Origin of the sequence: Acinetobacter chengduensis (genome assembly GCF_003664645.1) — a bacterium.
GTDB lineage: Bacteria > Pseudomonadota > Gammaproteobacteria > Pseudomonadales > Moraxellaceae > Acinetobacter > Acinetobacter chengduensis.
This window is the reverse complement of sequence record NZ_RCHC01000009.1, coordinates 1-20,348: the sequence shown is the minus strand read 5'-3', so window position 1 is coordinate 20,348 and position 20,348 is coordinate 1. Positions and strand designations below refer to the sequence as shown.

17 protein-coding genes are annotated in these 20,348 nt (G+C 40.0%); 6 read left to right on the top strand and 11 right to left on the bottom strand.

Annotated features, from left to right (window positions below; genetic code table 11):
- Nucleotides 1-68 precede the first annotated feature (68 nt).
- The gene (locus tag D9K81_RS09475) at nt 69-1,292 is read left to right on the top strand and encodes a tetratricopeptide repeat protein (protein WP_198488299.1); all 1,224 of its coding nucleotides are present in this window, start codon (nt 69-71) and stop codon (nt 1,290-1,292) included.
- A gap of 46 nt (nt 1,293-1,338) precedes the next feature.
- Here D9K81_RS09475 and D9K81_RS09470 read toward each other — a convergent pair whose 3' ends face one another.
- The 9 genes from D9K81_RS09470 to hemF all read right to left on the bottom strand — a co-directional run bounded on the left by D9K81_RS09470 (nt 1,339) and on the right by hemF (nt 11,898).
- Nucleotides 1,339-2,208, bottom strand: a complete 870-nt coding sequence (locus tag D9K81_RS09470) for an alpha-amylase family protein (protein ID WP_121523257.1) — start codon at nt 2,206-2,208, stop codon at nt 1,339-1,341.
- On the bottom strand, nt 2,186-4,000 hold the full coding sequence (locus D9K81_RS09465) for a hypothetical protein (protein WP_120373578.1): 1,815 nt from the start codon (nt 3,998-4,000) through the stop codon (nt 2,186-2,188). The genes D9K81_RS09470 and D9K81_RS09465 overlap by 23 nt, the downstream gene beginning before the upstream one ends.
- On the bottom strand, nt 4,000-5,250 hold the full coding sequence (locus D9K81_RS09460; RefSeq protein ID WP_120373577.1) for a glycosyltransferase family 2 protein: 1,251 nt from the start codon (nt 5,248-5,250) through the stop codon (nt 4,000-4,002). The genes D9K81_RS09465 and D9K81_RS09460 overlap by 1 nt, the downstream gene beginning before the upstream one ends.
- Nucleotides 5,237-6,151: a hypothetical protein gene (locus tag D9K81_RS09455; RefSeq protein ID WP_120373576.1), complete on the bottom strand. Its 915-nt coding sequence runs from the start codon at nt 6,149-6,151 to the stop codon at nt 5,237-5,239. Before D9K81_RS09455 ends, D9K81_RS09460 begins: the two co-directional genes overlap by 14 nt.
- On the bottom strand, nt 6,135-6,893 hold the full coding sequence (locus D9K81_RS09450) for a hypothetical protein (protein ID WP_120373575.1): 759 nt from the start codon (nt 6,891-6,893) through the stop codon (nt 6,135-6,137). Before D9K81_RS09450 ends, D9K81_RS09455 begins: the two co-directional genes overlap by 17 nt.
- 291 nt (nt 6,894-7,184) lie before the next feature.
- On the bottom strand, nt 7,185-9,008 hold the full coding sequence (locus tag D9K81_RS09445) for an acyl-CoA dehydrogenase C-terminal domain-containing protein (protein WP_120373574.1): 1,824 nt from the start codon (nt 9,006-9,008) through the stop codon (nt 7,185-7,187).
- Between the two features lie 424 nt (nt 9,009-9,432).
- Nucleotides 9,433-10,221 carry a shikimate dehydrogenase gene (aroE, locus tag D9K81_RS09440; protein WP_120373573.1) on the bottom strand — a complete coding sequence of 263 codons (789 nt, stop codon included), beginning with the start codon at nt 10,219-10,221 and terminating at the stop codon, nt 9,433-9,435.
- 147 nt (nt 10,222-10,368) lie between these two features.
- Nucleotides 10,369-10,575 (bottom strand): hypothetical protein, encoded by a 207-nt coding sequence (locus D9K81_RS09435; protein WP_120373572.1) that lies wholly within the window; start codon nt 10,573-10,575, stop codon nt 10,369-10,371.
- 381 nt (nt 10,576-10,956) lie between these two features.
- Nucleotides 10,957-11,898: an oxygen-dependent coproporphyrinogen oxidase gene (gene hemF / locus D9K81_RS09430; protein WP_120373571.1), complete on the bottom strand. Its 942-nt coding sequence runs from the start codon at nt 11,896-11,898 to the stop codon at nt 10,957-10,959.
- A gap of 243 nt (nt 11,899-12,141) precedes the next feature.
- Here hemF and hemN point away from each other — a divergent pair, with 243 nt between their 5' ends.
- Complete coding sequence (gene hemN / locus D9K81_RS09425; RefSeq protein WP_120373570.1) at nt 12,142-13,512, top strand: oxygen-independent coproporphyrinogen III oxidase; 1,371 nt, start codon at nt 12,142-12,144, stop codon at nt 13,510-13,512.
- A 118-nt stretch (nt 13,513-13,630) separates the two neighbouring features.
- Here hemN and D9K81_RS09420 read toward each other — a convergent pair whose 3' ends face one another.
- Together D9K81_RS09420 and ribA are read right to left on the bottom strand one after the other, a co-directional pair.
- Nucleotides 13,631-14,062 carry a DUF4844 domain-containing protein gene (locus D9K81_RS09420; protein ID WP_228199814.1) on the bottom strand — a complete coding sequence of 144 codons (432 nt, stop codon included), beginning with the start codon at nt 14,060-14,062 and terminating at the stop codon, nt 13,631-13,633.
- A 60-nt stretch (nt 14,063-14,122) separates the two neighbouring features.
- Complete coding sequence (gene ribA / locus D9K81_RS09415) at nt 14,123-14,725, bottom strand: GTP cyclohydrolase II (protein ID WP_120373568.1); 603 nt, start codon at nt 14,723-14,725, stop codon at nt 14,123-14,125.
- Nucleotides 14,726-15,036: 311 nt separating this feature from the next.
- On the opposite strand from ribA, the gene dxs reads away from it, so the two are divergent.
- The 4 genes from dxs to D9K81_RS09395 form a co-directional block, all read left to right on the top strand.
- Entirely contained in the window at nt 15,037-16,929 is a 1,893-nt protein-coding gene (dxs, locus tag D9K81_RS09410; RefSeq protein WP_120373567.1) for a 1-deoxy-D-xylulose-5-phosphate synthase, read from the top strand.
- A 130-nt stretch (nt 16,930-17,059) separates the two neighbouring features.
- Nucleotides 17,060-17,890 carry an inositol monophosphatase family protein gene (locus D9K81_RS09405; protein WP_120373566.1) on the top strand — a complete coding sequence of 277 codons (831 nt, stop codon included), beginning with the start codon at nt 17,060-17,062 and terminating at the stop codon, nt 17,888-17,890.
- A gap of 162 nt (nt 17,891-18,052) precedes the next feature.
- Complete coding sequence (locus tag D9K81_RS09400) at nt 18,053-18,598, top strand: AAA family ATPase (RefSeq protein WP_120373565.1); 546 nt, start codon at nt 18,053-18,055, stop codon at nt 18,596-18,598.
- A gap of 415 nt (nt 18,599-19,013) precedes the next feature.
- The coding region (locus D9K81_RS09395; protein ID WP_147433936.1) for a DEAD/DEAH box helicase at nt 19,014-20,348 on the top strand (1,335 nt) is incomplete at its 3' end.

Genomic DNA, 20,348 nt, shown 5'->3' with positions numbered 1-20,348 from the left:
ATATATAGTATTCAATGAATGTTGAGAGGGTATCCTCTATATTCAACAACCTAAGTGAGCTTCTGTGCATGCGTAATTCAAAATATCCATTGATTAAAATGTTATGGGCATTGAGCGTATTGGGTTTGCCTTTAACGGTCTCCATAGCAAATGCAGACACAGATGCTCAATCAGAAGTCAAACCGGGAAACCCTATTTACGATTTGTGGGATAAATTCTATAAAGCAGAAAAAAATGATCCTACACAAGCTGAGCAAATTTTAGTTCAATTGTCACAAAAAACACCTCAAGATGTACGGGTTTGGAAAAGTTTGACGTATTTGCAGATTAGTCAAAAACGTCCTGATGATGCTCTAAAGAGCATTGCTAAAGCACGTGAGCTAACGCCAAAAGACGAAGAGTTGGCTTTGCAACAGGCGTATTTATTGAATGGCTTAGGTCGTAATGCTGAAGCGGTCAAAGTGTTTAAAACTTTGCAAATATCTTCTAACCCACAAACTAAAGCAACTGCAGATCAAGCCATTTTGAACCTACAAGGTGATTCAGCATCTAGCCATCCATATTTTGCAGATATCTATTTTTCACCTTCCTATGAAGATCGTTTTTCTATGGGCGTTGCCCCATTAAAAGTACGTGCTGGTCGTTATTTTGGTGAAGGCCAGCAAGGCCAAATTTATGGTTTTGCAAGTTTAAATAAAGACACAAAGTCGAAAGGAAATTCAAATCCTGCAACCTTGCATAGTAATGCTTTAATTTATGATGACAATGCAGTAATTGCAGGCGTTGGTGTGAATTATCAACCTTGGTTGAAATTGCCAATTCGTGCTTATGCTGAAGTGGGTGTCAGCTATGATTTAATAGATCGTGATCGCTCTAAAACCAGAGAAAGTATAACGGCAGGTATCACGGGCTATGATGAATGGCAATTTTCAAAATTAGGTGAAAGTGCTAATGCACCCAATTGGTATGCCGATGCCTATGGCAATATTGCGACTTATTCGCGTGAAGACTATTCAGTACTTTCAGATTTAAGAGGACGTTCAGGCCTCAATTTTGCAGATCATGGTGTAAAGCTTTATGGCAAAGTACATGCGATTAATGACACAGCACAACGTTATTATAATAATTTGATTGAGGCTGGACCTGGTATCTCATGGAAGCCATTTCAACAATTTCCAGCGACTCTGAGTGTAGAACAATTATATGGTAAATATGTTTCTGGCACGCCAGCAGATACAAAAGATAGTTATAACAATACCCGTATTGAATTAACCATATATCATGGATTTTAAAGGCGAATGTTTAGGATGCATAGAATTATAGTTGCTATACAGTGAGTTATTGGGTACGCAGTTTTTGCCATAACGCAATGACATAAACGGTTGGTCGGTTCAAGTAGTGAGGACCATCAAAAATAAAGACTTTTTGGTTCTGATAGGTATTAAGCTGTTGAATAATTTCCCAAGGATAGGCAGCTCGAAATCCGCCACCACTTTTAGGTCTAAAAGCTTCCAAGACAATTACGATTCGATCTTTGCCAAATTTTTGCTGTAAATTTTCTAATATTTTTCGAGCTTGAGTTGGACTACGAACACCTGTACCCACGCCATCTTGGAAAAAAACTTGCGTTTGACTTGGAAGCCAACTTGCTAACCATGAATCATAAGCATAGGGCTCTGCTTTTACACTATAGATACTGACCCATAAAGGTTTTGGAAGCTTTTCTAAGGTTTTACCTAATACATTAACACCAAGCCAAGATGGATCTGCTTCGACTGGAAAATAATAAGCAATTGGTTTGCGGGTGAGTGATTGTTCTTGAATGAATTGCAGAGATATTTTTCCATGGTCTGCAACATGAGCACGGGCTTGTTGTTCGTCATATTGACCTGAAAGGCCTAAAATTAGATTTTTAGACCATGCTTGTTTTTGGATTGTTGACCAATTTGGAAGTGGTTCCCATTGAGGGATTTTGGTCGTCTTGAGCCAAGCTTTTCCGTCAGCTACGCCAAATTGTGGAACAAAAGTATTTACACCAAGGAGATCCCAATTTCCACTTGGTTTTGTGCCTAAGGTAGGTTGCCAAAATATACCAACGACTTTGGCTGGCGATGGGCTACGTGGCATAGCCCATACTACGCTGAGCAATAAAATAGTGGCAATGATGCTCAGATATAGAGCAACTTTAAGCGCCTTTTTTCGTATCATTTTTACGCTTACGCCATAATAATAAGAGCATGATAACAACAATGGCAAATAAACCGAACATGAGCCATAAGAAACTATTTGATTGCTCAATGACAGCTTGTTGTGTTTTGACAGGAGAAATATTCTCTAAAATATGTAGCTGTCCGTCGGATGAAACAAAGATTTGTTCTACATTATTTGGAATTTGGCTCTGAATCGTTGGCCAGTATTGGTTAAACGTATTTGCCCCAAGTTCACTGTTCGTTATGAAGTGTACATTATCTTTGACAAAAACGGCAAAGAAACCATCTTGTGCTGTTGGGGCATAGAGCATATGTTCATGTTGTTTCACCAACTGTTGATACATAGCAGAATCCACACGAATATTTACTTTTTGTGGTTTAGCAGGGTTAAATGCGACAATTTTTAGTTGCACTGGATTATTGGTTAATAACATATTTTTGGCAGACTGCATTGCTGTAACGGCCATGCCTAAACTGTTTGGATGATCTGAAATTGCAATTGTAGGTGTACCTGCTAAAGATGAGGATGCACTCATAACACCAATTTTTAAAGTATAAGGGAGGGTTAATTTCGAGTCTTTGGTATTAACCCAAACAGCGCCACGTGCCGCAGGTAAACACGCTGAGTTAGCAATAATTGAGCTTTCTAAACTTAAATTATAGTTTGGTTTTTCTTCAACTTTGGCCCCTAAAATACTAAATTGACGATTGAAAGGCTCTGCTTCCAAATAAGCCAATTGTATATTGCCGGCCAGTTGTTCATTAATCCACGCTGAGATAGACGAGCCTTCAAGTAGCCCAGTTTGTGAACGTAGAGCAATCACACCTGAGAGACTATCTGAGGGTTCCCATACATAAGGAAACTGTAAACTAAAATTATATTTATCGAGCCCAATCCGAAAATCTTCAATCCCAAAATCTGCCAGACTATTAAATGTGCGTGCAGTTGCCCATTGAGGTGAAGCTACAGAGTTCTTAATATTGGCGGAATTACTGGTTAACTGACTACTAAGTTGAGGCTGTAACAAGATACGAACGACAGATTCCAATTGTTCATCTGTTGAGTATTGGATACTGAGTGTTGGAATACCATTGCTGTTATCTAATTGAACTGGTGCAGCTTCTAAGTTCGGTACTCGCTTAATATTAATACGGAAATCTGCTAACTCATTGGTTCTTTGCGCTGGACTGAGCCATTGAATTTGTCGAGCATGTTCCCAACCCACAATAAGACGTGCCAACATATTATTTTCTGTAAGGTCTTTACTGTTGTAGTCAAAAATGGCTTTAAGAGGTGTTTTACTGTTGAGCTTTGGGTTATACAACGCATCAGGTAGATCACTTAGGCGTAGCTGTGTACGTGAAGCTTGGAAGTTGATTTCAGAGTTTTCGAATGATGTGATATGCACAGGCGGTTCTAAGCACATATTATCTTTTACTGTCTCATCACGATTTTCAACAATAAAATCTAAACGATGAAAGCCGCTACTTCCTGATGGAATAGGGAAGTTTAAATTTCCTTTACCATCTAAGGTTGTTCTATAAATGGGTTTGTCATCATAGGTCACTAAAACACGTGTATTAGGATCTGTATCATATTTTGCGTTATAAACTATGTTATCCCATTGTTCACCTTTACCTACATAAAAGTATTGGCTAATTTTACTCTGTTTAGTTTGGCTAAGAGCATCGCTGAATGTCCAACTCGTAGCATGAGATGCGGTAACAAAAATTAATGCATTGGTTGCCAAGAGGCTAAGGGTCAATATTTTGAATTGAAATGGTTTCATTATTTTTTCTCTTTGCTACGTTCAGTTTTATACCATTGAATGCCTTCGCCTTTGATTCTGCTTTTCAGCATGTCATAGGCAGCTTTAACAACGATAACCAAGAAAACTTGTGAGTATGAAAAATAAGCAATCACTGAATAAAAATATAGTTCAGGTTTTACTTTTTCTAAAGATAGGGTGAACCACATCTGTGCAACATATAAACAAAATGAAAGACCCCATAAGGCGACAAAAGGGCCTGGAATGGTCATACCCGCGATACCTAATACCCCTAAGACTAAAGCAACATGACTCCAAAAAAGTGCAGGTACAAACATGATATAACACATGATGTTATTGCCAATTTCTACCCCAATAGGGAATGGATTGCGCAAGGCAATAGGTAGGTATTTTTGAGTGACATAGAAGTTTCCTTGTGTCCAGCGTGAGCGTTGTTTAATAAAGACATTTAAGGAAGGAGGATCCTGTTGCCAACCAATGGCATACGGGACCCATTTAATGCGTTTAGTTCCCAAAAATACGCGAAAGCTCATCTCTGTATCGTCAACTAAAGATTTTTCATCAAATCCGCCTAAGGTATCTAAGGCATTACGCCAAATAACGTAGTTTGTTCCCATGAGTGTGGAAAGGCGGAAACGGTTCCAACGACCACCTTGAAATATCCATTGGAAATAAATAAATTCAATGGCAATGAAACGAGTCAAAATACTATCACGCCAATTTCGGGTACGAACCTTGCCGTTTACCGCAACTAAGCTAGAGTCAGCTATTAGCGTTTGAGCCAATAAACGTACACAGTCGGGCTCTGGTGTGCTGTCCGCATCATAGACGACAATCAGTTCGCCTTTAGCATGTGGCAAGCCATTATTTAGAGTACGTGATTTACCTTTACCCCCCATGCCTTTGGGAACATTTACAATTTTAATGCAGGGGTAAATTTCAGCTAAACGTTCGGCAATAGCTAAGGTGTTATCTTTAGAACCATCATTAATTAATAGGACTTCATAGGATTCAGCGGGGTAGTCTTGTGCCGCCATCGCATGCAAGGTGTCCTCTATAACAACTTCTTCGTTATAGGCAGGTATAAGTACACTGAGCATGGGCCAGTGTTCTGGAGTCGGTAAATTTTTAAGTTCTTCAGCCGCTTTACGAGAATATTGCCAAGCAGAGTAGCTTAGCCAAGCCCAAAACGCTTGTGGAATCCAAATACCGATAAAACCAAACAAGAAAATTAAATTAATCGGTTCCATTTTTCCTGACTTTTCTAATGATAGAAATACTCAATAGAAGCAGTAGTCCTATACCAAGTAATAGAGACACCCATGAAATAGAGCTACCTAAAGTACTCAAAATATTGGGGTAGCGTGTATTGAGTATTAGGTCGATGGGTAAGAAAACAAAACTCACCATAATTAGACCGTAGCCTATGATGCTGGTGTGAATTGCTTGATTGTCGCTTCTAAAGTGAACGTTATTAAATTGCCATGACAGCCCAAATTGAGGAGCTTCTATATTATGTAAAGGGATATTTTCTTCTGGATTAAGAATGATTTGTTTACCAACAATAAGGTGATCTTTCGTTGTTGTTACGTACAGCGTGAGTTGGTTAAATTTAATTTCACGAGCAGGCAAGGGAAGTTGTCCAACGCCTCGCGTATGTTGAATTAAGTAAGTGCCCTGTGGTTGAGTCAGTAGATTCGGGTCCCAACCTTCTGGGACATAGGCCGCGACAGGACGAAGCCCAAATGCTGTAGCTAAAGTAGCTTCTGAAGAAAAGTGATTAGGATTTGCTAGATTGTATTCCAAGATAGGAATGGCACCACGTTCAACTGCAGACTTTAATTTTTTATAATATCCCCATGAAACTGTGGAGGGGATAATGACACCTGGTTTTATGCCATTTTCCAGCATTCGATCGAAGCTTTTTGAATTGATGTGATCGAGGCTATACAGTGGCCACCATGTATTTTGTGTAGGAAAGAATAAATGCACATCTCTAGTACGATGAAGAGGTAATTTTTCATCAGAATTTGTTGGTTGGATTGTGAAATTACAACCATATTCTTGTTTATAAATTTGTTGTAAGGTTGGATCTGGAAAGTGTTGTACTGAAACTAAAAATGCACCACATACGTTAAGGAGCAGAGACATATTGATCTCCTTGTAGTGTATTTGGTGTTTCTATTAATTGATATTGAATATCGAGTTTAAGACTTTCGATTTCTTTTAAAGCCTGAATAAACATAGGCTCTTGATTTTCTACTGCATTTTGACGAAATACGATACTGCGAATTTCATCCAAGTTCTCAGATGCAAAATGATATACGGCAGCTTCGTTTTTGGTCGCAAGGACTTTGAGAATTTGATTCTTTCGTACCAACCATTCATGTTCACCGAGCATTTCTTGGATTAGTACAACGTTGGTAATTTTAATATAAATAATTTCGTAATGATTCAGCGATAAAAATGGCAATACTTTTAAGACTTCTTGACTGGTATTTTTCCAAGCTTGCATAGGAAGAATTTCGTTATGATAATTACTGACAAATGCGGCAGCATCAGTGCTTTCTTGCTGTGTTGAAAATAAATTATAGCGAACAGCGCTGAGAAACAACGGAGCAAAAGTCACTGTAAATAATAGTAAAATTTGACGTTGGATATTGACCATTGAAGAAAGGTCAAACAAAAAGTAAATAGAAACACTAAAGAAAGCAAATATGCCAATAAGAATGGCTGTTCCGAAACGAATAAATGCACCAGAAATAATAAGAACTAAAACAAAAAGCCAGCTACCGCGGTAACTTGAAGGAAGCCATTCATAACCAACAATGCCAATAAATGCCATCGCTAAGATAATCCAATACAAGATAGTTTGAATATGATGACTTTTCATAACACTGACCTGTTATTTATAAATGAAAATGCACTACATCTATTTTATATCTGTCAATCATGTGACTTATTAATGATTAAAATACAATCTTATGACGGATAATAAAAATCAATAAACAATTGTTAATTAAAACTTTTTAGAGCATGAAGTTCTGTTTGATTTTATTAATAGATTGATTTTTTTTGTATATTATTTATGCATATTGTAATCTTGCTGAGAGAGTAATTTCAATTTTATTAAATTAATCGTTAAAAAAAAGACCGCCGAAGCGGTCTTTTTTATTCATTACAATTAATAATCAAAGCTAAAGTGCTCTGGTGCTAAAGACGTCATCGTTTTAGATGGATTGACCATTGCTTCAGCATGACCTTGAGCACGTGGCAATAGACGTTCGAAATAGAAGTCCGCCAATTTAATTTTTGCTTTATAGAACTCAGGTACTTCTTGACCTTCGCCAGAAGCTAATTTTGCAGAAGCAACTGCAGCTTGTTGCGCCCAGTAGAATGCCATCATGGCATAACCAGAGAACATCAAGTAATCCACAGATGCAGACGATACGATGTCACGGTCTTTACGCGCAGCCAACATGATACGAACAGTCAATGCATTCCACTGTGCACAGATTTTAGTTAAATCCCAAGCAAAACGACGCATGTATTTATTACGCGCGTGTACGCCACAGAATTTTAAAATCTCAGCCGTATAGTCACGTACGACTTTACCTTTAGACGATAACAACACTTTACGACCAATTAAATCGAGCGCTTGCACGCCAGTTGTACCTTCGTATAGGGTTGAAATGCGTGAGTCACGTACGATTTGTTCCATGCCCCATTCTTTAATATAACCATGACCACCGTAAACCTGCATACCGTGGTTGGCAGCTTCATAACCCAATTCAGTTAAGAAACCTTTCAAGATTGGCGTATAGAAACCAAGCTTGTCATCATATTCTTCGAATTTTGCTTGATTGCCTTGAGATAATGCATCAGCCATTTTATCTGCCAACTGTGCGGCATGATAAATCATGGCACGGCCACCTTCAGCAATGGCTTTTTGTGTTAACAGCATACGACGTACGTCAGCATGGTGAATGATGGCATCAGCCACTTTATCTGGATCTTTTTTACCAGATAGCGCACGCATAGACATACGGTCTTTGGCATAAGGTAAAGCACCTTGGAATGCCAATTCAGCATGCGCCAAACCTTGAACCGCAGTACCAATACGTGCTGTGTTCATGAAGGTAAACATGGCATGTAAGCCTTTGTGCATTTCACCAATCAAGTAACCTGTTGCGCTGTCAAAGTTCAACACTGCTGTTGCAGACGCACGGATTCCCATTTTGTGTTCAATTGAACCACATGTCACAGGGTTGCGTTCACCTACACCACCATCCGCAGTTGGAATAAATTTTGGAACGATGAACAATGAAATACCACGTGTGCCAGCAGGTGCATCTGGAAGACGAGCAAGCACAATATGAATAATGTTTTCTGTTAGGTCATGTTCACCTGCAGAAATAAAGATTTTTGTACCCGTAATTGCGTAGGTACCATCAGCATTGGGTTCAGCTTTAGTTTTTACTTGGCCTAAGTCTGTACCGCACTGAGGTTCAGTTAAGCACATGGTGCCAGACCACGTACCCGCTGTTAGGTGAGGCATATAGGTATTTTTTTGTTCTTCTGTACCAAATTGCATGATGGTGTTCATGCAGCCCATGCTTAGACCAGGATACATGGTAAATGACCAGTTCGCTGTACCCATCATTTCAGATTTGATTAAGTTAAGCGACATTGGTAAGCCTTGGCCACCAAATTCTTCTGGATAAGACAGACCTTGCCAACCACCTTGAACAAATTGGTCGTATGCTTCTTTAAAACCTTTTGGTGTTTTTACTTCACCATTTTCAAAGTGACAGCCTTCTTCGTCGCCACTTTGGTTTAAAGGAGAAAGTACATTTTCACAAAAATCTGCAGCACCTTCTAAAATCATATCTACAGTGTCAGCGTCTGCAAGGTCACCGTTAGATAAAGTTTTAAAATGTGCAGGGAAGTCGAATACTTCGTTCATTAAGAAACGAATGTCGTGTAAAGGAGCTTTATAAGCAGGCATAATTTAATCCTAATTTAAAAATAGTTTTGGATTATCTGGTTCGATGATTTGATTATTCACAATAATGATTAAATTACATTGATAGCATAGACTGATCAAACTGTCAGAAATGCGAATTGCTGAAATATTTTTGCAATACAATTGTTGATTTTAGTACAACAAAAGTTCAAAAAATATTGCATGGATGATCATTTTTAATGGGATAAAGCAATATAAAACAGATGTGTATTTAATTGTGTGTTGACAGTATATAGCTGTTTAAAGTTTTGAATGAAGAGAGAACGAGCTTATTTAAATTTTGTCATTATGATCAAATTGACTATGTACAAAGAATGTATTTAGACATAAATCATGTTGTCCATTGCACATGCAAAAAATCACATGGCAATGGCGCTTCTTTCTGATATTAGGATTCAAGCTAAAATTAAAGAAAGTCTTTTAAGTTAGGTTTTACACCATTCCAAATTTGGAAGGATTCAATCGCTTGTCCGATCAGCATGCCAAAACCTTCAGATGTAGGTACACCACGTGCTTTGGCTTGATCTAAAAAGCTGGATGCTTTGCCGTATGCCATTTCATAGGCATATTTAAATTGTAAAGTTTCAGGCAAAACCAGTGCATCTCCAGAAAGGCTTGCAGAAGTAGCATTGATCACAAGATCAAAATCGCCTTGTAAGTCATGCAGTTCGACTGCGCTGAGCTCAGCATGAGGTACTGCATCTTTAAGGTCTGCAACCAGTTGTTCGGCACGAGCTAAGGTGCGGTTCGCAATGACAATTTTTTTCGCACCTGCTTGCACCAATGGATAAATCACGCCACGTGTAGCGCCACCAGCACCAATAATTAATATACGACTTTGTTCTAAATTCCATTCCAAGGCATGAATGGCTTCAACTAAGCCTTGACCATCGGTATTGTCACCATGTAATTGGCCATTCTCCATCCATAATGTATTTACTGCTTTTGCTATTTTGGCACGCTCAGTCAGTACCACGCAGGCATTAAAGGCTTGTTCTTTAAATGGTACCGTCACATTCATACCTACGCCACCTTGTGCAAAAAAATCTTGCATACTGGCCTCAAAGCCATCGAGTGGTGCAAGGCGCTTAGCGTAATGGAGGTCTATACCCATTTTTTTGGCAAAGGCATGATGCAGTTCTGGGGAACGAGATTGTTCAATTGGATGGCCGATCACGGCAAATTGCTTGCTCATCGCACAAAGTCCATGTGGAGAAATGTGCATCAATATACGGCAATTATGGGTCAGTCTAAAGCTTTAATCTAAATTTTAGCCAAGCGTATTTATCTTGAAAATTAATTTCATGATCAGCTATGTGCCTGTAATTGTATTTGGCTGTAATTAAGAATTACACAGCTCGAAAATAGCATCTACTGCTAAAAATGAAGCACTGAGTAAAATACCAATTAAAGCCACAGACATGGTGCTATAGGCAAATTGATCATTGAACTGACTTTCAGAAAAAAGTGCTGTACTAATTGCTGTGAGCATGAGAAGGGTGAAACCCCAAAAGCTAAACAGTGTCGGATGGTTTTTGATGATATTCATGCGATTTCCTGCGTTTGATCTAGATGAGGAGAAGATCATAGATTGCAATCATTGCAATAACATTTTGATGAGGCTTAGGCATATTTCATCAATATCGATCTTCAACACTATTTTAGTCATGATAGTTTGAGCGTTCATATTACAGCAGTAGCTGATATTAGATGTATGTAAATAGCAATGACTGCAAACTTTGAGTCAATATTGTGTACATAGACGGTAAATGAGCAGAAGGTTTCGGTTTATAGATGTAACATTCAAGCGAATAAGGTCTTAAATGGAATACTCAAGTATTGATGCATAGGACTCAGAATTAACCGATTTAAAAAGCCCCCAATAGATGGAGGCTTGATTGTCTTTAAAACCAAACGGCTACAAACTTAGTTATTTCAGCGTGTTTAACCAATCTTGGGGTTTTAAATAATGATCCGTGAGCTTTTTCTCAGCAGAGTCTGCATCCCACTCAGGGCGATATGACCAACCCGCGAGCGGGGGCATGCTGACTAAAATGGATTCAATCCGTCCACCTGTTTGTAAGCCAAACAACGTACCACGGTCATAAACCAAGTTGTATTCGACATAACGTCCGCGACGGTACAGTTGGAAGTCTCGCTGTGCTTCGCTATAGGGTTTGTCGCGGTTACGTTCAAAGATCGGCAAAATCGCTTCGAGGTAACCATTGCCTACGGCTTGCATATATTTAAAGCAAGTTTCAAAGTCCCATTGATTTAAATCATCAAAGAATAAGCCACCGACACCGCGCTGTTCATCGCGATGCTTTAAGTAGAAATAATCATCACACCATTGTTTATGTTCGGCATACACATCATCGCCAAACGGGGCACACAAGTCATGAGCACTTTGATGCCAGCTAAGAACATCTTCTTCATTGGGATAAAATGGTGTTAAGTCGAAACCACCACCAAACCACCAGATTGGGTCTTGGCCTTCTTTCTCAGCTACAAATAATCTGACATTGGCATGCGAGGTTGGCACATTTGGGTTTTTCGGATGAATGACCAATGACACGCCCATCGCCTGAGCTTTAGCACCTGCAATTTGTGGGTGACGCTCTGTTGCAGAGGCTGGTAATTTAGAAATTTGGATGTGGGAAAACATCACACCACCTTTTTCAATCACAGTGCCATTTTGCAACACGCGTGATCGGCCACCACCCCCTTCAGGACGTTGCCAATCGTCAATGACAAACTCGGCTTGGCCACCACCAGCACGTTCTTGTTGCTCTAGCGCAGTACAAATGCGGGCTTGCAAATCGCAAAGGAAATCTCGGACACGTTGTATATCCGCTGAAGTTGGATGTGACATCGCCACTCTCATTGATTTATATGACTAAGAATATCAAAACATAAAATGTCTAAAAACATAAGGTTTTTTTACCAATCTTGAGCATCGGAAAAACTAAAGATAGGCTTGAATACAGCCTGCCATCAGGTCACTTTATATAACGTTGTATAGGTTTATTCCGACTAAATGGCTAGGTTGAATTCGGCTTATAAGCCAAGCAAAATAGCCTTAAATGCCATTTTGTATTTTATTAAGGCCGTGGATATGCAACAGGTAACATCACTGATTCAAAAATATAATGTGCCTGGGCCACGTTATACCAGTTACCCAACGGTGCCTTATTGGGATGAAGCTTCGTTTTCAGTGCAGGCTTGGACGCAGACCCTCAAGCAATCCTTTGATGCCTCAAATACAAGTGAAGGGATTAGTTTATACATTCATCTGCCATTTTGTGAAAGTTTATGTACCTTCTGCGGTTGCCATAAAAAAGTCACAAAAAAGCATGAGCTTGAACAGCCTTATATTCAGGCGGTGCTCAAAGAATGGGCGCTGTATCGAAAAGTGCTGGTTGAACGACCTTTGATTAAAGAGATTCATCTGGGTGGTGGCACGCCTACGTTTTTTTCTCCTGAGCATTTAACAGAGTTAATTCAGGGAATTTTGGCTGACGCTGATGTGGCGCCACTACATGAATTCAGCTTCGAAGGTCACCCAAACAATACCACGCGTGAACATTTGCAAGCGCTATACGATGTTGGGTTTCGTCGTGTGAGCTATGGAGTACAGGACTATAATGAAAATGTACAAAAAGCGATTCATCGGATACAACCTTTTGAGCATGTTGAACGTGCAACCGTGTGGGCAAGAGAAATCGGCTATAGCTCTATTTCACACGATTTAGTCTTTGGTCTGCCTTTTCAACAGCTTGATGATGTGTTGCATACCATAGAGCAGACTACTCGATTAATGCCAGACCGTTTGGCCTTTTATAGTTATGCACATGTGCCATGGATTAAAGGCAATGGCCAACGTGGCTTTAAAGATGCGGATGTACCTAAAGATGAAATGAAACGCCAATGTTATGAAGAAGGCAAAAAAGCTTTATTGGCAAGTGGTTACCATGAAATTGGCATGGATCATTTCGCATTAAATACTGATCCAATGTGCAAGGCATTTCAAGAGAAGGCTTTGCATCGTAATTTTATGGGTTATACCGCATCTAAAACGCAAGTCATGATTGGCTTAGGAATCTCTTCCATCAGTGACAGTTGGTATAGCTTTGCGCAAAATGAAAAAAACATAGATGCTTATTATGCATGTCTTGAAAATCATCAAATTCCAGTGGTGAAAGGGCATGTGTTGAGTGCTGAAGACTTAAAAATCCGTAAACATATTTTAAATTTAATGTGTACGTTTCAAACCTCATGGGCTGACCAGTCAATGGATTTTCCTGAAAGGGAAAAAGTTATTCAGCAACTTGTAGAGATGGAACAAGATGGTCTATTGCAGATTGAACCAGAGCAAATCGTGATTACGGAACAAGGGAAACCTTTCGTTAGAAATATTTGTATGGCGTTTGATTTGCATTTAAAACGTCGGAAGCCTGAGACTCAGATATTTTCGATGACGATTTGATTTTCGCTTTGGAGAGAAGCTTGCTAAGTCTCCCGTCCTGATTGCAGAGAGGGAGATGTGTTTAGCAAAAGAAAAATATTGCCGAGTGAAAAAATGGATGCTTCACATCGATTTGTCGTCATTGTGCTCTAGGCTTGGTAATTAGGTCAGTAATTTCTTTGCCATATACCCATGTATTGAGTATTCCGTCTGAACTCTCTAAGCCAATAACATCTAAAAAATTTTCAAAAATAGTCGCAACTTGCTCGCGATCATCGGTGTACAAGCTGTTTGGATCTATTTGATTAATCCCATTGGATAAGATGTGTAATAACTGTTGTTTACTCGGTTGGCTATTACTTTGATAGAGATGGATAAATGCTTGACGTGTACTTTCAATAGATTGATTAATGTGATTTTTTAAAATGTGCTCTTGTAATGTTGAATCAGAAGCATTGCCATAAGCAAAATGCTTGTTCGTCTGAAATTGTTCTAATTTCTGAATTTGTAGTAATTGGGTGTTTGGCGTTTCAGCTTTGGAAAAGTTGGCAAATAATAAGAGACTGAACACAAATAAAATTGTGGCTGGCTTGATGTGTTCAATCTCCAGTTATTTACTTCATATTTTTATTTAAAAATCATCTTTATCGTACATGTGTGACATTCGATCATGTTTGGTTTTTAAATAGTCTTCATTGAATTTATTTAGACCGACTGTGAGCGGAACACGGTCTACTACATTAATACCTAGGTCTGTGAGTGCTTTAATTTTTAAAGGATTGTTGGTAATTAAGCGCACTTCTTTCACCTGCAAATGCTCTAACATAATGCTACACATATCATAGGTGCGGGCGTCAGCAGGTAGATTCAGCATGAGATTTGCATCTACAGTATCATGCCCTTGATCTTGCAAAGCATAGGCGCGGATTTTATTGGTCAGACCAATGCCACGACCTTCCTGACGTAAATATAAAATCACGCCTTGGCCTGCCTCATTAATGAGTTGTTGCGTCGCTTGAAGTTGTGGACCACAGTCGCACTTCAGTGATGCAAATGCATCACCTGTTAAACATTCGGAATGAATACGAACTAAAACTGGGCCAGTGGGTGCAGTTTCTAAGCCTTTAGAGAGTGAGACATGTTCTTCGCCGGTGTGTGGGTCTTGAAATACTGAAACTTTAAATTCACCAAAAGCGGTCGGTAATCTGGAAGTCGCGACAAATTCTATAGGCACAGTCAAACCCGTATAATTGATTGTAAATTGTTTAAAGTATAGCGTAATGCTTGGACATTAGTAGAATAGCAGTTACGATTTTGTGCAGAACATTTTCTTTTTTTGCATAAAGAGAACGATAATAGTTGATAAATAGTCAGATTATTCAGGATAATCTCCTACACTTAAACATAACACCGAATTTTGAGTTGAACTTAAAATTGCATCGCTAGAAATATGGCTGATTGAAGGTGATACAATTCGATATAATCATCGAATATCCATTTGACCTAGCTTAGGATTTGCCAGGCTTTAGAAGGCTTTGCCATATTATGCTGTATACAGAAATACCGTCTCAACGCCCCATTACATCGCTGCTCGACAGCATTGAGCTACCTCAACAGCTCCGTCTGCTTGAACGCAAGCAGCTCGAACAAGTGGCGGATGAGTTACGTCAATTTATTATATATGCAGCAGGACAAAGCGGCGGACACTTCGGCGCAAATCTTGGCGTGATTGAATTGACCGTTGCGTTGCATTACTGTTTTAACACACCACGTGACCGTCTGATTTGGGATGTGGGTCATCAAGCGTACCCTCATAAAGCCCTCACTGGTCGCCGTGAACAACTCGTCACCATTCGTGCTAAAGATGGCTTGGCTGCCTTTCCTGCACGTGAAGAATCTGAATACGATACTTTTGGCGTAGGCCACTCTTCAACTGCAATTTCTGCAGGTTTGGGCATGTCTTTGGCGCGCCGTTACCAAAAAGATCCTTGTGAAGTTGTTGCTATCGTAGGGGATGGCGCAATGACTGCGGGTATGGCATTTGAAGCCATGAACGATGCAGTTGCACATGATTCAGATTTAATTGTTGTGTTAAATGACAATGATATGTCGATTTCATGTAGCACAGGTGGCTTTGCCAAACACTTGGCTGCGATTTGGGGTAAAGGTGAGTCGGTTAATATCACAGAGCAGGGCGAGGCGTATGTACAACCTCATCCTGAGTGGGCCTATAACTCTCGTTTACACAGCGCAGCAACCGATGCCGCAGACAATTTATTTAAAGCGATTGGCTTTGATTATTTTGGCCCATTCGATGGTCATGATGTTGTGCAACTGACTCATGTTTTTGAAGCAGTTAAAAAACGTAAAGGTCCACGTTTGGTGCATGTCTATACCAAAAAAGGCAAAGGTTTTGCACCTGCAGAAGCGGATCAAATTAAATATCATGCGATTAGTAAATTGAATGCAGTTGCCAGCACAAGCACAGCACCTAAATATTCAGATGTATTTGGTCAGTGGTTATGTGATGAAGCAGCACAAGACCAACGCTTAGTCGCAATTACACCTGCAATGTGTGAAGGTTCGGGCATGGTAAAATTTGCCCAAGATTTTCCAGAGCGTTACTTTGATGTAGCCATTGCAGAGCAACATGCGGTGACTTTGGCTGCAGGTATGGCGTGTGAAGGCTTAAAACCTGTGGTTGCGATTTACTCAACCTTCTTGCAACGTGGCTATGACCAACTTGTACATGATGTCGCATTACAAAATCTTGATGTGACTTTCGGGATTGATCGTGCAGGTTTGGTGGGTGAGGACGGTCCAACACATGCAGGTGCATACGATTATGCTTATATGCGTACCATTCCCAATATGGTGATTATGGCGCCAAAAGACGAAAATGAATGTCGTCAAATGCTGCATACCGCATATTTACACCCTGGCCCAACAGCAGTGCGTTACCCACGTGGTAATGGTTTAGGAGTCAATATCCAAAGTGAACTTCAGGCCATGAACATTGGCGAAGCAGAAATTTTGGCAAGCTTTAATGAGACTCAAGGTCCAAGTATTTCTATCTTGGCTTTTGGTAGTCGTGTACAGCCTGCTTTTGAAGCAGCAGAAGCCCTAGCTGCACAAGGTTTAGCAGTTCGTATTGTCAACATGCGCTATGTCAAACCTTTAGATGAAGCGTTGTTGGATCGCCTGGCGGATAGCACAGCTTTATTTGTGACGGTTGAAGAGCATGCTGTGATGGCAGGTGCGGGCAGTGCAGTGAATGAATATCTTGCGAAAGCAGGTATTGTAAAACCAACATTAAACCTTGGTCTGGCTGATGAATTTTTACATCAAGCTTCACATGGACAAATGTTGCAATTGGCTGGGATTGATGCAGAAGGTATTGAAAAATCAATACAAATTGCATGGTCTAAGTTGAATTAAATCGGTTAAATAAATTTTTTAAATACGTTTAGAAACATTTCTTTGCCTAAAAGCCCGTATATTTGCTAAAATGTGCGGGCTTTTATGCATTATTCTTTATCAGTGTCTTCAAATTTGTAGTGGGTGTTCAATGGAACCTATGGTGGTGATGGCTGCGCGTGCGGCTCAATTAGTTGGTCAAGAGCTTTTAAAAGCGCATCAAAATCGTCATAAACTCGATTTGCAAGTTGAAGAAAAAGGCATCGAGGGTCCTGTAACACGTGTAGATCGCTACATTGAACAGTTGACTATCGACACGCTTCGTAAAAGTTATAAAAACCACAGCTTCTTAGGTGAAGAGTTTGGTCTTCAAGAAGGTAAAGGTCACGACGCTGATTGGTGTTGGATTATCGACCCACTTGATGGCACTTTAAACTTTATTAATGGTTTCCCACATTTCTGTGTATCTATTGCTGTTCAACACAAAGGTGTAACTCAACACGGTGTTATTTATGACCCTGTAAAAGACGAGTTATTCTCTGCAAGCCGTGGTCGCGGTGCAATGTTGAACCAACGCCGTATTCGTGTAAATGTAAAAGACAGCTTAGAAAATACCTTTATGGGTGTAGGCCATGCTTACCGTAAAATCCGTAATGGTGAAGTTGTTTCTTATGCAAAAAATCACTTCGATTCATTATTAAATGTAACTGAAGCAGGTGCTCAATACCGCCGTGCTGGTTCTGCTGCGCTTGATTTAGCTTATGTGGCTGCGGGTCGTTTAGATGGTTACTTCGAGCTTGGCTTGAAACCATGGGATATCGCTGCAGGCGAACTCATTGTGAAAGAAGCGGGCGGTACTGTTGTAGATGCACGTGGTGGTGCAGAGTCAATGGAAAACGGTCAAGTGATCGCATGTTCTATGAAAATGTTGAAACCATTGATGCAAGCTGTTGTTCCTGCTTGGGGCGAAGCTGCTAAATAAGTCTTTCAACTTATATGTAGTTCGAGTTTAAAAAAACCCTCATTGATGAGGGTTTTTTATTGCGCTCATTTTTAGATGGACAAGACTTATAAATCTTAGAAATAAAAATTACAGTGTATAAATATTCAGAAGAAAAGTTCATCTTAAAATAGAGTGCATTACATGTTCATTCAGTTTATTGGCCCTGGGGGTGCAGGTAAAACAACAATCGCAAAGCAATTGGCCCCTAAAATAGATGCCGTGTGCTTAGATTTAGATGAATATTTTCTCAAAATGGAAGGGGATATTACTTTATATATTCAACAGAATGGTTATTTGGCCTATGCACGTCGTAATATTGCTTTATATCAGCAACTACGAGGCTCTATTCAGCCCGGGCAATCTGCAATTTTGGTCTGTTCATCTGGATTTATGACTTATGCACTGGATCAGGATGCAGAATATCAGGCCATTAAACACCGCCTATTGTCAGAAGCATATAGCTATGTGCTTTTACCGTCCTTGAATAAAAAGCAATGCATTGATCTGATTGTGCAAAGGCAATTAAGCAGAGCGTACCTTCAGACAAATGCTGAGAAAGAGTTTTTAAAAATTTCTCGACGTTTTGATCAATATGCCTCTTTAGCGTGCCCAAAAGTAATGACTCAGGATAAACCAGAAAATATTGTAAATTTTTTAATGACGCGCTTATCTCAGCTGAAATGTTGAAGAAAGAAGCGCTTACGAAAAATAAGCGACCTATATCAGTCAAAAATTTGCGCAATATAAAGTGAATAAATATATGTTTTGTGAATTTGTTGTTTTAAGTTGACTAAAAAGGATGACTTTTAAAATTATTCTGATATAATCCGCCCACGCACTTATTTTCGTTCATTACCTGAACATTTCTCTTCAAATCATTGTGTATGCGCGTGCGGTCCAAAGAGAGGACGATATCTCGCGCCCCAATCGCTTTAGCGATTCCTTCAGGTTTAGCCGTAATCATGCGTGCGTTATATCACATCGTCGTTACTCGGATCGCCGCTGAATCTTAGATTGTCAGCGTTTATTGCTGTACCGCTTTTTGCCGATGTCCAATTGACTTTATTTTAATGGAGCACCCATTTTTCGGGTGAAAAACTCTATGAGCAAAACTTTTGCTGAATTTCCTCTACACGAGTCCCTGCAACAAGCTCTACAAAGCTTAGGTTTTACTGCGCCAACTCCTGTACAAGAGCAATCAATCCCTGCGGCTTTAGAAGGTAAAGACCTTTTAGTATCAAGCCAAACAGGTTCTGGTAAAACAGCTGCATTCTTACTCCCAACTTTAAATGCACTTGCTGACCAAGAAACTTTTGTACCGTTCAAAGAACGTATGAAAGCAGTTACTCAACCAAACATTTTGGTTCTTTGTCCAACTCGTGAATTGGCTCAACAAGTGAGTCAAGATGCAATTGCATTCGTACGTCACATGAAAGGTGTTCGTATTGCTGCAATTATGGGTGGTATGCCTTTTGGTAAACAAATCCAACAATTAAAAGGCGCGCAAGTTGTTGTTGCAACTCCAGGTCGTTTACTTGACTTGGTTAACCGTCGTCAAATCAAATTAGACAAAGTTGACGCGTTAATTGTCGATGAAGCTGACCGTATGCTTGATCTTGGTTTCTCTGAAGATCTAGAAGCAATCAGTGATTTAGCAGCTAACCGCAAGCAAACATTAATGTTCTCTGCAACATTTGCACCACGTATTATCACGCTTGCTGAACGCATGATGAATGATCCAATGCGTATTGCGATTGAAACTGGTCACTCTACAAATACTGACATCACTCAAACTTTGCATTGGACTGATGGCTTTGAACACAAGAAAAAATTACTTACTCATTGGTTAAACGAAGAAGACGTTGATCAAGCAGTAGTATTTGCTTCTACCCAAGAAGATACAGATATGTTGGCTGAAGAACTTGCTGAAGCAGGTTTATCAGTTGTAGCGCTTCATGGTGCTATGCCACAAACTGTTCGTAACCGTCGTTTACGTAGCATCCGTGAAGGTCGTGCTAAGATTTTAGTTGCAACTGACGTTGCAGCGCGTGGTCTTGACGTACCAACAATTTCACACGTAATTAACTTCGGTCTTCCTATGAAGAACGAAGATTATGTACACCGTATTGGTCGTACTGGTCGTGCTGGTCGTACTGGTAAAGCAATTACACTTGCAACTTACCGTGAACGTGGCAAGATCCGTGCTTTAGAAGACTTCTTAGATGCTCGTCTAAACGTATCTGAAATTGAAGGTCTTGAGCCATCTCCACCTCCTGCACGCGGTAGCCGTGATGGCGCTGGCCGTGGCCGTGGCGGTCGTCGTGATGGCGGTCGTGGTGGCTTTGGTGGTGGTCGTCGTTTTGAAGGCGAAAGCAATTTCAAACGTCGTGAAGGTGGCCGTGATGGCGAACGCCGTTCATTCGGTGGTGAAGACCGT

Bases quoted from the DNA above. Each gene is read 5' to 3' on its own strand.
- D9K81_RS09475 (WP_198488299.1), top strand. From the start codon at position 69: ATGCGTAATTCAAAATATCCATTGATTAAAATGTTATGGGCATTGAGC.
- D9K81_RS09470 (WP_121523257.1), bottom strand. From the start codon at position 2,208: ATGATACGAAAAAAGGCGCTTAAAGTTGCTCTATATCTGAGCATCATT.
- D9K81_RS09465 (WP_120373578.1), bottom strand. From the start codon at position 4,000: ATGAAACCATTTCAATTCAAAATATTGACCCTTAGCCTCTTGGCAACC.
- D9K81_RS09460 (WP_120373577.1), bottom strand. From the start codon at position 5,250: ATGGAACCGATTAATTTAATTTTCTTGTTTGGTTTTATCGGTATTTGG.
- D9K81_RS09455 (WP_120373576.1), bottom strand. From the start codon at position 6,151: ATGTCTCTGCTCCTTAACGTATGTGGTGCATTTTTAGTTTCAGTACAA.
- D9K81_RS09450 (WP_120373575.1), bottom strand. From the start codon at position 6,893: ATGAAAAGTCATCATATTCAAACTATCTTGTATTGGATTATCTTAGCG.
- D9K81_RS09445 (WP_120373574.1), bottom strand. From the start codon at position 9,008: ATGCCTGCTTATAAAGCTCCTTTACACGACATTCGTTTCTTAATGAAC.
- aroE (WP_120373573.1), bottom strand. From the start codon at position 10,221: ATGAGCAAGCAATTTGCCGTGATCGGCCATCCAATTGAACAATCTCGT.
- D9K81_RS09435 (WP_120373572.1), bottom strand. From the start codon at position 10,575: ATGAATATCATCAAAAACCATCCGACACTGTTTAGCTTTTGGGGTTTC.
- hemF (WP_120373571.1), bottom strand. From the start codon at position 11,898: ATGTCACATCCAACTTCAGCGGATATACAACGTGTCCGAGATTTCCTT.
- hemN (WP_120373570.1), top strand. From the start codon at position 12,142: ATGCAACAGGTAACATCACTGATTCAAAAATATAATGTGCCTGGGCCA.
- dxs (WP_120373567.1), top strand. From the start codon at position 15,037: ATGCTGTATACAGAAATACCGTCTCAACGCCCCATTACATCGCTGCTC.
- D9K81_RS09405 (WP_120373566.1), top strand. From the start codon at position 17,060: ATGGAACCTATGGTGGTGATGGCTGCGCGTGCGGCTCAATTAGTTGGT.
- D9K81_RS09400 (WP_120373565.1), top strand. From the start codon at position 18,053: ATGTTCATTCAGTTTATTGGCCCTGGGGGTGCAGGTAAAACAACAATC.